This is a genomic window from Dehalobacter sp. DCM (assembly GCF_024972775.1).
Lineage (GTDB): Bacteria > Bacillota > Desulfitobacteriia > Desulfitobacteriales > Syntrophobotulaceae > Dehalobacter.
In genome coordinates this window covers 2970139-2983193 of sequence record NZ_CP092282.1, presented here as the reverse complement: position 1 = coordinate 2983193, position 13055 = coordinate 2970139, and the positions used below count along the sequence as shown (strand labels likewise).

11 protein-coding genes are annotated in these 13055 nt (G+C 38.3%); all 11 read left to right on the top strand.

Annotated features, from left to right (window positions below; all coding sequences use genetic code 11):
- The first annotated feature begins 2 nt into the window (after positions 1 to 2).
- Positions 3 to 398, top strand: a complete 396-nt coding sequence (locus LPY66_RS13765) for a hypothetical protein (RefSeq protein WP_158208407.1) — start codon at positions 3 to 5, stop codon at positions 396 to 398.
- A 125-nt stretch (positions 399 to 523) separates the two neighbouring features.
- Positions 524 to 1531, top strand: a complete 1008-nt coding sequence (locus tag LPY66_RS13760) for an O-acetyl-ADP-ribose deacetylase (RefSeq protein WP_158208406.1) — start codon at positions 524 to 526, stop codon at positions 1529 to 1531.
- Positions 1532 to 1535: 4 nt separating this feature from the next.
- On the top strand, positions 1536 to 2831 hold the full coding sequence (locus tag LPY66_RS13755) for a topoisomerase IV (protein ID WP_337984893.1): 1296 nt from the start codon (positions 1536 to 1538) through the stop codon (positions 2829 to 2831).
- Positions 2832 to 2953: 122 nt separating this feature from the next.
- Positions 2954 to 3607 carry a vWA domain-containing protein gene (locus tag LPY66_RS13750; protein WP_158208404.1) on the top strand — a complete coding sequence of 218 codons (654 nt, stop codon included), beginning with the start codon at positions 2954 to 2956 and terminating at the stop codon, positions 3605 to 3607.
- Complete coding sequence (locus LPY66_RS13745) at positions 3608 to 4375, top strand: ADP-ribosylglycohydrolase family protein (RefSeq protein ID WP_158208403.1); 768 nt, start codon at positions 3608 to 3610, stop codon at positions 4373 to 4375.
- Between the two features lie 1172 nt (positions 4376 to 5547).
- Complete coding sequence (locus tag LPY66_RS13740; RefSeq protein ID WP_337984892.1) at positions 5548 to 6885, top strand: serine/threonine protein kinase; 1338 nt, start codon at positions 5548 to 5550, stop codon at positions 6883 to 6885.
- Positions 6886 to 6918: 33 nt separating this feature from the next.
- Positions 6919 to 7125, top strand: a complete 207-nt coding sequence (locus LPY66_RS13735; protein WP_337984891.1) for a hypothetical protein — start codon at positions 6919 to 6921, stop codon at positions 7123 to 7125.
- A gap of 218 nt (positions 7126 to 7343) precedes the next feature.
- Complete coding sequence (locus LPY66_RS13730) at positions 7344 to 8369, top strand: DNA cytosine methyltransferase (RefSeq protein WP_337984890.1); 1026 nt, start codon at positions 7344 to 7346, stop codon at positions 8367 to 8369.
- Positions 8350 to 10719, top strand: coding sequence for an ATP-binding protein (locus LPY66_RS13725; RefSeq protein ID WP_337984889.1), 2370 nt, complete (start codon positions 8350 to 8352; stop codon positions 10717 to 10719). The genes LPY66_RS13730 and LPY66_RS13725 overlap by 20 nt, the downstream gene beginning before the upstream one ends.
- Complete coding sequence (locus tag LPY66_RS13720) at positions 10716 to 12374, top strand: DEAD/DEAH box helicase family protein (RefSeq protein WP_337984888.1); 1659 nt, start codon at positions 10716 to 10718, stop codon at positions 12372 to 12374. The genes LPY66_RS13725 and LPY66_RS13720 overlap by 4 nt, the downstream gene beginning before the upstream one ends.
- Entirely contained in the window at positions 12374 to 12964 is a 591-nt protein-coding gene (locus LPY66_RS13715; RefSeq protein ID WP_337984887.1) for a hypothetical protein, read from the top strand. The genes LPY66_RS13720 and LPY66_RS13715 overlap by 1 nt, the downstream gene beginning before the upstream one ends.
- Positions 12965 to 13055 lie beyond the last annotated feature (91 nt).

The window sequence follows — 13055 nt, the reverse complement described above, 5'->3', positions numbered from 1 at the left end:
TTATGGAAATCAACATTAATAGCTTAGTATCTATAGAAAGAGTATTGAAAGAAGCTGAAGCCGTGTTTAGAACTGTTGATGAAATAGGAAAAGTAATTATTCTTGAAAACAATGAACCGGCCTATATCCTTTTAAAGTATGAGGGAAATGATAAAATGCCGGTTAACCTGTCTGCTGACAGAACCACCTACACATTGCAGGAAGCTATGAAGATTGTGTTGTCTGAAGCTAAAAATAGAACTCTTCATGCCTCAGAACTTGCAGATATTATTTACGATAAAAAGCTTTATGTTCAAAAAAACGGTGAGAAAGCAAAATACAACCAAATTAGAGCGCGCTGCGGCCATTATCCGGAAATCTTTGAAGCACTGCCCGGCAATTATATAAGGTTAAAATAATCCTGAATACTTAGGAGGCCAACCATGTATGCATTGGGAAATAAAGCATTTCAAGTGACTTATCCAACATCTTGATAAGCATGAATAATGCGCTTGGTATGGCAGATTAAGTTGGAGGTGCGATTATGCCACTTGAAATAATCCGTAATGATATAACAAAAGTTCATGCTGATGCAATTGTCAATGCAGCAAACACATCCCTGCTCGGAGGCGGTGGTGTAGACGGAGCAATCCATAGAGCCGCAGGATCGGAACTGCTTGTTGAATGCCGAGCCCTTGGTGGGTGCAAAATCGGACAAGCAAAGATCACAAAAGGGTACAATCTGCCTGCAAAGTACGTTATCCATACAGTTGGGCCAATTTGGCATGATGGAAAAAGCGATGAGGAAAAGCTGTTGGCAGATAGCTATAGAAACTCACTCGCATTAGCAAAAGACTATAAACTGGAGAGCATTGCCTTTCCATTAATATCTTCAGGTGCCTTTGGGTATCCCAAGGATAAAGCACTAAAGATAGCGATTTCGGTTATTGGAGACTTTTTGTTAAGCAATGAAATGACGGTCTTTCTGGTTGTGTATGATAAGGCGGCATTTGCATTGTCTGAGAAGCTGTTTACATCCATTGCACAATATATTGATGACAAGTACATAGAAGAACGGCCAGTAGACCGCAGCAATAGATTTGAAGAAAGACATCTGCTGAAAAAATATTATATTGAAGAACCGTTGCTTTCTCCTATGGAAGCACCATTGAAAAAACGTAAGCGAAGCCTAGACGATGTTGTAAAGCATATGGACGAAACCTTTTCACAGATGCTGCTACGGTTAATTGATGAAAAAGGCATGACAGATGCGGAAACCTATAAGAAAGCAAATATAGACCGAAAGTTGTTTTCTAAAATTCGCAATGATATAAATTACAAACCAAGCAAGCCTACTGCAATTGCTTTTGCCATTGCAATGAGGCTGAATCCTGACGAAACGAAAGACCTGCTGCTTAAAGCTGGGTTTGCTCTTTCCAACAGTAGCAAATTTGATATTATTATTCAGTATTTTATAGACGAAGGCAATTACAATGTTTTTGAGATCAATGAAGCATTGTTTGCTTTCGATCAGAATCTGTTGGGAGGATGAAATCATGGATTACTTTCTAATAATAATATTGACTATAATTATCGTTGCTTTGATTGCTGCCTTGGTAATTAAATCAAGGAGAAAAGCTAATTCCAAAAGCAAAGATGTTTTAGACACTGTAAATTCTTCTCCGATTACTTCTGAGGCTCTTGAGGTAGAAAGTGTTCAAGAGAGCGGAATAACCATACCGATAGAGCGACTGCCGGTGACAACCGAAATTGATGAAAAAAGTCTATATGAAATTACTGATTGTACGGTTATTGCCCGAATTTCAGAGACTATTCCGGCAGCAGTAGAAACTGCAGCAAAAACAATTACAAACAAAGCACTTAAAAATGTTGAGTTATATAAAGCGGTAATTCCAAGTGGTGCAACCCTTGCAGAATCTAAGCAAATGGAAGGCGCTGTCCGTGGGATTTTTCATGGTGCAAATGGTGTTAAAGGGCACGCAAATTTAGTTAAAGTAGACCCGACAAAAATTTCAAAGGCTTCTTCGGTAGCTAACGGTGTTGCAAATGTGATGAATGTCGGTTCTTTGGTTGTCGGGCAATATTATATGTCTGAGATAAATTCCAAGTTAGAAACTATGACAAAGAGCATAGACCAAATAAGCGACTTTCAAGACAGGGAATTTAAGAGCAGGATTTTATCTTTACTTTCTCGCGTTGGGGAGATTTCTGAATTCAGTTCTGAAATTATGGAAAATGACGAACAAAGAAAAATCAAACTTACAACTTTAGAAAATTTAAAAGGTATTGCAATTGAACTACTTGGACAAGTGAATTTAACGATAACCGACATTTCTCAAAAAAGTCCTAATCCCGATTATAAAGAGTATCTGGAAAAAGTTGATGAATTCAATATTCTGGTTGTATATCAGAATGTATTAATTACTGTTCTTGAGGAAATCAGCAAATTGACATACTTATTAGGGAAAGGCGGTATATCAAGTGATATGTGCTATTCCTTGTTTAATAAGTTTTTCGAACAATCTGTACAAACCAGAAATTTACTGGAGCAGTGGCACGATAGACAGGTTAAATCACTATGCATTGATTTGGGTAAAAATCGTATTACAAAGACCGGAGTCGAAGGATTCTTTTCGGCAATACCGGGTTTTGTGGATGATAAGTGGAAATACAAGGATTTAAAACAAGGTTTGGTTCAAAAAATTAACACTCAAATCAAACCTAAACCGAAAGCTTTAAATAAACCAGAAGAAATTTATGATGAAGATGTTCAGATTATTATTAAAGATGGTAAATACTACTTCTTGCATGAAGCATCCGATATAGGATAGTAATGATAGAGCAAGGAATTTAATTAAAAGCTATTTTGTAATATGTCGCTCCTGAAGCGACCTCTAACGAACAAAAAACTGTTATCCTTAAGTCATAATAAAAACTTGAGGAGGACATGACAATGAAAAAAGGTTTAACTGAATTGGTATTTATTCTTGACAGAAGTGGCTCTATGAGCGGCCTTGAAAGCGATACTATAGGCGGATATAATGCTATGCTGGAAAAGCAGAAAAAAGAGCCGGGCGAAGCTGTAATAACTACTGTTCTGTTTGATGATAAATTTGAGCTGCTGCATGACCGCATAAACCTCAAAGGAATTGCACCGATTACGGATAGGGAGTATTTTGTAAGAGGCAGTACTGCACTATTGGATGCAGTGGGAAAAACAATAAATAAAATTGGAAATGTGCAGAAACATACAGCTGAAGATGAGAGAGCTGAACATATTATGTTCGTAATAACAACTGATGGTATGGAAAATGCCAGCAGAGAGTTCAGCTACGAAAAAGTCCGTCAGATGATTGAACGTCAAAAGAGCAAATACGGCTGGGAGTTCATTTTCCTAGGTGCAAACATTGATGCCATTGCAACTGCAGAGCGTTTTGGAATCAGTAAAGACAGGGCAACAAATTATAATGCAGATAGTGAAGGCACTTTACTTAATTATGAAGTAATCAGTGAGACAGTAAGTTGTATGCGCGCCAGTCGCTCTATATCGGAAGACTGGAAAGATCGTATTGAAGAGGACTTCAAAAAGCGTGGGGGTAGGAGATAAATGATTGGTGCTATTATTGGAGATATAGTAGGATCTGTTTACGAGTGGAATAACATAAAGACCAAGGATTTTCCGCTTTTCAGCCCAGGATGCTTTTTTACTGATGATACTGTGATGACACTGGCAATTGCAGAAGGATTGATGAATGGCGGCAGTGCTGGAGATTTCATTGCCGCCATGAAAAAATATGGTTGTCTATACCCTGACTCAGGATATGGCGGACGTTTTGGCAGTTGGCTGTTTTCCGGTGACATCAATCCATATAACAGCTGGGGGAACGGATCGGCTATGCGGGTTTCGCCGGTGGCTTGGGCTTTCGATACTCTTTCAGAGGTTGAGAAATATGCTGAGATCTGCGCTGCTGTAACGCATAATCACCCGGAAGGAATCAAGGGGGCTCAGGCAACAGCTGCAGCCATATTCCTTGCCCGAAATGGCAAAACAAAAGAAGAAATTAAGACTTATATTGGAAACAAATATGGCTATAATTTAAACCGCTCTCTTGATGAAATACGGCCAAATTACAGTTTCAATGAGAGTTGTCAGGAAACAGTACCCGAGGCGATAATTGCTTTCCTTGAAAGCATTGATTTTGAGGATGCTATAAGAAATGCAATTTCACTGGGCGGTGACAGCGACACTCTTGCCGCAATAACCGGCAGCATCGCTGAGGCGGCTTATGGTATTCCGCATGAAATCAAGGAAAATGCTTTGTCGATCTTGGATAAGTCATTACTTGATATATATAATCGATTTAGTGAAAGATAGTTTATGAATTTTATTAAAAGATAATAAGCTTATCGCGTTAATTCAGCATACCCCAAGATATATGATGAAAAAACTGCAGCAAGTTAGCGAGTGAATATTTCATCACGGTAAAATCTTCGATTAAATCTATAGCAAAAAGCAAGATGGGATTTCTCAGATGATTGATTGAAATAATTGTACCGAATAAAGCCTTCAAGAGATGAACACACTTTTAAGGGTTTTATTGCTTACAATTCACTTTGAACTGTAACGCAAAATCAGGCACCAAATCGACGAAAAAATGACCTTGCCCAGGCGACTGATTTCTGCAATATAGCTTGCCTCCAAGGGGGTACCAGCTTCAAGCGGCATCTTTTTTGACCGTTCAAGGCACGTTGAGTGTGCGGTGTTGATAGAACGAAAATAGCCTGATATCAAGCGGTTACGGCGATTTAAAGAGAATATAGCTGTGTGCTTTAGGTTCCCGTGAACGAGAGTTTCACGGGAATTTTTGCTTAGGGGGGTCTAACTTTTACGCGAAAATAAACAATTTCGCGTAAAGAAAGGGTATTTTGCGTATTTGTTTAAGGAAAATGGGGAAAAAGACCCCCTATGGAAAAAATCATTTATTCCTTTATTATTGGATTTTTACTCCATTGAAAGTTGTACAAGATATGTTTTTTTCTTTATTAAATAAGAGTGCAAAGATGTTACTACCCCTTAAGAATTTTTGTTTTTTTGAAGTATTTTGGAGGAAATAAAGGAAAAGATGTGGAATCTAAGCATTAAGGATTAATTGAATTCGTCACTCAAGATGGGCAACATTAAGAATTTAATAGACATTGATAGTGGATAGTATCATAATTATGGGGATTATTACATAAAATGGCTTAATATAAAGCTTTTTCCTATTAATTACATAGTTCTATTGTTTTGTCCAATTTGTCATATATAATAATATTATGTTGAATAATTCTAAAAACCATGTGAAATAAGTAATCCAATAAAAAATCTAAAAGATATAAAGTGCTCTAAATAAACCAATAAAGTTATTCGTCTTATAAAAAAGAATAATTTATTAAGACATGCAAAGAAGATAAAAGCTGTGTTTTATGAGAATTTGAGTTGTTGATTTTATTGAGATATCGTTGTGGAGAAGGAAAAAAACATATTTTCATGTTAGGATGGTGACTATGATAGATTTCCCCAATGACCTTTTAGATAAATACGAAATCATCGAGCAATTGGGAGAGGGTGGTATGGGTTTTGTTTTTAAAGTAATTCCAATTGGTATAGACAATGAAATTGCTTTAAAATGTTGTAAGTTTTTAGATGAAGATTCTATTAGACGATTTAAGCGTGAAGTTCGAGCTATACGTGGAGTTGATCACAAAAATGTAATGAAAATCCTTGATATGAATTTAGATTGTTCACCTCCGTATTATACGATGCCATTAGCACGTTACTCCACTTTTGATATATTGGAGGAGTTATCTCTAAATCGTGAAAAATCAATACAAATATTCTTGGAAGTTTGTCAAGGAGTCCAGGCCCTACACAATGCTGGAGAATGTCATAGAGATATAAAACCCCAAAACATAATGGTAATGACTGACGGTAGCATAGTTGTTTCGGATTTTGGACTTGCTAAATTTATGGACAGAGATTCCACTATACTTACAAAAACAACGGCTCTATTAGGTACGGAAATTTATATGGCACCAGAACAATTCTTGCCAGAGGGTGCAAGAAATGCTGACGCTAAAACTGATGTATACCAGTTGGGAAAAACGCTTTATCATCTGTACACGGGAAAGACTCCCGCGCTTTTATCAGATGATGGAGTTCCAGCTGGCCTTTGGTATATAATTCAAAAAGCTGTAAAGCAAAACCCCTCTGATCGCTTTAGTAGTGTTGCTGAGCTAATTGATTCAATTAATGATTATAAGGCGTCACTTGACCCTCATCACAACCCTGAAGAATCATTTTCGCTTATTTTACAGGAGATTAATGATAAGTTGGTTAACAATATCTATGAGAAACATAATGTTGAGGCTTTGATAATGCTTCTTATGGAAATCTCCGACGATGATGATTTTTTCTTACAGTTGTTCGATCAAATTCCATCGTCATTGTTACGGTCAGTTGTTTCCGACATGCCAGCGGATGTGGAACCCCTGTTAGCCAAATATGTGGAAATAATAGAACGTTCCATTGGTGGTAGAAGTTTTTCATATGCTGAAACGGTGGCGACAAAAATGTCCAAGGTTTATAAAGCCACCTCCAACATTAGTATCAAACAAGGAGCGCTCACAAGTGTACTATGTGCGGCGGTTGACTTGAATAGATTTAAAGCCATGAATGTTTTTAACTCATTGCTTGCCGATGTCTCGTCACAGGAAGAAGCGTTAATAGTTTCAGATGTTCTAAAACAACAGCTTAGAAGGTATAGGTATGTCTATTCTCAAATATCAAAGGGGCAATTACACCCACTGCTACAAGTTGTATGGGATCTGGCCAGAGGGCAGTAATTGAATGAAAGCCTCCCGCTAGAGGTGGTATGTGTGACAGATAATTTAACACCGTCTGAGCGTAGTGAAATTATGCGTCGGGTGAAAAATAAAAATACAAAACCTGAAGTCGCAATAAGAAAGCTACTATGGAGTATGGGTTATCGATATCGCAAAAACGTTACCAAACTACCTGGTCGACCGGATATAGTTTTTAACAAGAAGAAAAAAGTTATTTATCCACGGTTGTCTTTGGCATAGACACGAGGGGTGTCCAAACACACGGACTCCAAAATCAAAATTGAATTTTGGACAAAAAAATATAAAGATACAAAATTACGAGATCAGTGTACATTTGATACTCTTGAAAAAGACGGATGGAATTATCTTGTAATATGGGAATGCGAGATTAAAGTAAAAAACTATGGCAGTCTCTGCGAAAAACTGAGTAATTTCATAAATAAATAGGAGTGCGATGAATGACTAAACACAAGAATGCAAAAAAAGTTGATAATATAAGTAAAATTCAGATAGGTCCACAGTTTTCCGTAGTCTCATACTTTTGTGGATGTGGGGGTTTGGATTTGGGAATCTTAGGCGGATTTAATTATAAAGGTTACCAATATGAGAAACTTCCTTTTAAAATTTTAGCCGCTTATGACAACGATGAAAAATGTATTGATACCTATCATGAAAATGTTGGAAATCATGCGGAAGTACGTAATTTATCCGATGCCGATCCGGCAAGCATGCCAGCGGCAGATGTCTTGATAGGAGGATTCCCCTGCCAGGATTTTTCTTCATGCGGTCCCCAGGGTGGCTTGGAAACAGAGAGAGGGCAGCTTTACAAAGCTATGATAAAATATATGAATTGCCATAAACCCATGATGGTCATTGGTGAAAATGTTCCCAATTTAGCAAAAATGAATAGTGGAAGTGTCCTTCAAACGATTCTAGATGATTTTACCAATGCGGGATATCACTTTGAAGTTTGGACAATGCAAGCTAAAGAATATGGCGTGCCCCAAGGTAGAGTACGCCTAATTTTTGTTGGTGTAAGAAATGACCTTGATGGGTTCCCCATTGAGCCAACACCAACTAATCAAATACACTCCATAGAGTGGGCGATAGGTGATTTAATAGATATTACTGATGATAGTATACCTAATCAGAACGAATATTTTAAAGCCAACAAGGCGAAAAAAGGCAATGGTCAAGGCGATGAAGCTAATCGGGCCGATGCGCCAGCTTACACGATTAGAGCCAACGCAAAGTCTAGAGTGCATTTTCATTACCAATTGGACAGAAGGTTGACTGTAAGGGAATGCGCAAGAATTCAAACTTTTCCGGATAATTTTGTTTTTAAGCATTCCAAAACCACAAACATAATGCAGATAGGCAACGCCGTCCCCCCGATCTTGGCACACTTTGTGGGAAGAGTTGTTGCTCAATATCTTAAGAATACTGTTGCAGAGGAGGATCAAAATGCGCTCAAACTTTGTTGACATAGCTCCAACACCCAGGGTACTTAGGGTATTGGGTGAGATACCTTTTTTACCTTGGCAGTGTTTCGCCGAGATGGTAGACAATTCCATTGACGCTTTCATCGAAGCTGAAAGATCTGGACTGAATTTTGAGGATAAAAAAATTATTGTTCGGTGGTCTTCCGATGTGGTTGGAGAGTCAGCGCGGATGATAGAAATAATTGATAACGCTTACGGTATGGAAATTGACCAGCTTACAAACGCTGTCAAGGCCGGGTATTCAAGCAATGACCCAACAAAAAACCTTGGGCTGTTTGGAATGGGTTTTAATATTTCCACAGCCCGTTTGGGTGATAAAACAACGATTCTCTCGACGCGCGCTGGAGATAGCGAATGGATAGGTATTGAAATAGATTTTAGCAACTTGATTAATCAGGGTGGATTTGCTGCCCCAGTAATCGTTAAACAAAAAGACTCTATAGAGGAACACGGCACTAAAATTGAAATTTCCAATTTGAAAAACGATACATACTTAAACATAAGACAAAATGAGACACAAATTCGAAAACAATTGGAAAATATCTACACACCCTTGCTCAGTAGAAATGACATTAGCATATTTGTTCAAGGTAAAAGGCTGACGCCAAAGCGCCATTGCGTTTGGGCAGCATCCAGGTTTGTTATGCGTGATGGGAAAAAGATTGAAGCGGTACAGCAGATTGATCGAGTGTTGGGAAGCGCATTGTTTGATTTGGAGAAAAATAGATATTTGTCAGCTAACGAGGAAGATTTTTTAAGATATGATCTTGAACATAGCAAAGCTTTACCCGTAAATATCATCGAGAGACAGAAAAGATTAAAAGGCTGGGTGGGAATACAAAGATACTTTGACACCAATGATTTTGGAATCGACTTTATAAGGAATGGGAGAAAAATTCTGATTTCAAATAAGCTTTTTTTCACATATGAAAACCCATTAACCGGAACGTCTACTTTAGAATATCCAGTTGAATTGGGAACCACGGTTGGTGGAAGAATTGTTGGTGAAGTTCATGTGGATTACCTTATTCCCTCTTATCAGAAAAACGATTTTGACAGAACGGACACTACCTGGCAGCAAACAGTAGATGCGTTGCGAGGAATTGGTCCCATTCTTCCAAAACAAAGAAAAAGCATGGGGTTTGATGGACCAAACACGTCCCCGATTGGTTTGCTTGCCAACGCTTACAGACGAACAGAAAAAGGTACAAAGAATTTGGCTCTTGAACGTAATGTCGCGAGAGATTTTTTAAATAGATTTCTCAGAAACGATCCTGAGTATCAAGATGACGAGAAGTGGTGGCAAGCTGTTATCGAGGCTGACCGTGCGAACGCGACCATGGGCGGTGAAGATGCCGCTGATGTCGACACAGGAGACGAGCCTTCTGATGATCCATCACAATATCTGCCGACAAATCAAGTTGCTACTACAGCACCAGTGGTGCCGCCCGCCGCACCATCCACTTTTTCCACTATGAGAGGTGCGGAGCACTCAGACAACTCCACTTGTGATAATTTGTTGTTACGCTCAAAAGAAATAGTGTCTCTATCGGGCCAATATACTTACGCCTCAAAGCCTCCCTTTACAATTAGAGCGAGAGAAATAATCACGGGTGAAATTTATATTAATGGTATTACGTCTCCTTGCGCGTTCTTCTCTGAGGGCGTGGAGTGTGATTATTTTTATAATATGAAACATCAGCTTCTATCTCAGTATCCTAATTCCCCCAAAAGCTTGTTACTAATATATTTGGCGCAAAAGTTCATGGTTAGAGACGGTGGCGGGGATCTCTTGTCAGTGTTTTCTCAATTGTCAATGGAGAAAATGAGAGAAGCGAAAATAGACAAGGTTACTCTGAAAGAGCGAGCGGAAGAATTTTTCCAATTGTTAAGAGAAAAGCTTAAAGTAAATTTGTCCAATAGATACACCGAGGTTTTATCTTGTGTTCAAGAATCAGCTGGCGAAACAGAAGATACTGTGCAAGCAATGCTTTCCAATGGAGATCTTATTCATGCGTTCAATATGAAAACATCTGATGGAATCGACGCTTTGGAATTTGTTCCGGTAAAAACATTAATAAGGATAATAAACAAATTTCCAGAGGAAGTTTTTGATGGTAAAGTTTTCAAGGCCCTTTATGCCAACCTGGTTGGACCAAACCTTGAGTCTAAAGCCCGTGAAAGATTGATGGACGAGGCACGTGAACGAATTATATCCTTTTTAAAAGACGCCGCCGTTATACTTGGGGAAAGAAGTGTAAAACTCAGTAAAAACGAGCTTTACAGATATTCGTTAAGCATTGACTTCCTATTGGAGGAAATAAATGTATGACATTTCTCACTGATGCTATAATGACAGGAACAGATTGGCATGCGCTGGAGCGAGTTGTGGCTCGCTTAATGATACTTGCTGGTTGGAGTAATGTTTCTGTTATTGGCGGTAGTGGGGACAAGGGCGCGGATATAATTGGCGTTCGTGACGTTGATGGTCACCCAAAAACTTGGGTTGTTCAAGTAAAAGCGGTTATTAGAGGAAATTATGTTGGAGTATCCGCTGTTAATGAAGTGATTCACGCAATGTCGTTGTATAACTCCAATATCGCTGTGGTTGCTACCAATGGAGAATTTCGCAAATCAACGAAAAAAAGACAATCAGCGTTAAAAACAGAAGGATTTGATGTTAGACTTTGGAATGGACAGTTCCTACAATCACTAATAAATCAGCTTCCCGACTATCCAGCATCTGTAAAAGAATTGCGTGGATATCAAAGTGAGATAGTGGATAAAGCCATTCAAGTTTATAACAATGGAGAGAAAAGAGCTTATTATATCGTAGCGACCGGATTGGGGAAAACCGTTATAGCGGCTAGAATTGCTAGATACCTTTGGGAAAACGGTTCGCGCAGATTTTTAGTGTTGTGTCACGCGCAAGACTTGGCGTTGCAACTGGAACAAAGCTTTTGGGCGGAATTATCAAAGGAAGTTCCCACACACGTTTTTATTGAGGGAGCGCCCCCTTTAATTACTGATGGAATTAATTTTGGATTATATCAGAGCTTTTATGGTTACCTTGGAGGAGTTGATCCAAGCTCGTTTGATGTTGTTATTGTGGATGAAGCACATCATGCCATGGCGGCGGGTTTCAGAACGTGCATAAATCACCTTAATTCTCGTTTTTTAATTGGTATGACGGCCACCCCTTGGAGAGGGGATGGTAAATCTCTCAATGAAGTCTTTGGAAACCCAATCGCCCAAGTGTCTTTGATTGATGGCATGGCCATGGGTTATTTATCGCAGGTAGACTATCGATTATTTTGTGACAATATTAATTGGGACTTAGTGCCTTCCTTATCAAAAAAACGATTGTCTATTCGGGATCTGAATAAAAAACTTTTTATTCCACAACGAGACGAAGCGATTATTAGTGAGATAAAAAAAGCGTGCTTAAATCTCTCCAAACCAAAAATAGCGATTTTTTCACCTTCGATAAATCACGCCAGACGTTTTGCATCAATGTTGGGGGTAAGCGGTATTTCATGTGTTGCATTGTCAGGACAAACAAAGGTTGAAAGACGAAAAATGCTCCTTGCGTTTACAACCGGGAGATATAACGCTGTAACCGCTGTCGATCTCCTTAACGAAGGCATTGACATACCTGATGTTAACATACTTGTTTTTTTAAGAGCAACTCATTCAAGACGAATTTTTGTACAGCAATTGGGTAGAGGTTTAAGATTATCTCCAGGCAAAGACAAAGTTATTGTGCTTGACTTTGTATCTGATATCAGACGCATGGCTGATATCATACAAATGAATAACGATGGGAAGAGAAAAGGTGAAGATTATGAGGTCCTCTATTTAAAAAATGGCATGGTTTCTTTTAATGATCTTCACGCTCAAGAATTTGTTAGTGAGTGGCTAATAGATGTGGCGGATATTGGCGAATACGACGATAACGAAAAGCTAACATTTCCGGAGGGACTGTAATGGCTGATAAAATTAAATTGCCTCGAAACGTGGTGGACGATATACGTTATATCGTTTATGAAAAGGCCGACGCATATGATTATTTGAATAAAGGTAGAAATGAAAATGGTAATTTTATTAGTAACCTTGCACTTGATCCTGAAGTCGGTGGTGTGTTGAAGGAATATATGAATCAACAACGTATACGCACTTACGTAAAAGATAGCATATTAAATAGATATGCTAAGGATAAAATTCACACACTTCTTTCTGGAGACATTAAGACTGAGTTAATTAAACAAGAATCAAAGGAAGTATATTTAATAGAGCGAAAAACTGTAAAATCTTCATCTATTCATCTATATAGAACAGAAATTAACACTTACATTGTTGTTGGCGAGGGAACCGTTCTAAAATGGGAAACAGCTCTCCGAAGAGCGTTAGAATATATTGAGGTTTGCCCTGGAAAGGGAATAGAACCAAACAAATGGAAAATCTACGTTTGCTTAGCTATCACTGGTAACTCTATAACAAAGAGTGATAAAGAACATATAGTTAATTCACTCGATTATCTAAACGTGGGAGTCATTTTTTTGGAAAAGACAGTATAATTAAGACTCGTTTTATAGTTTGGTTGTGGTGTCAATGTAAAAGAATTATATTGTTAAAGGACTAAAACGAGTAACCTTTATAGATTATTTC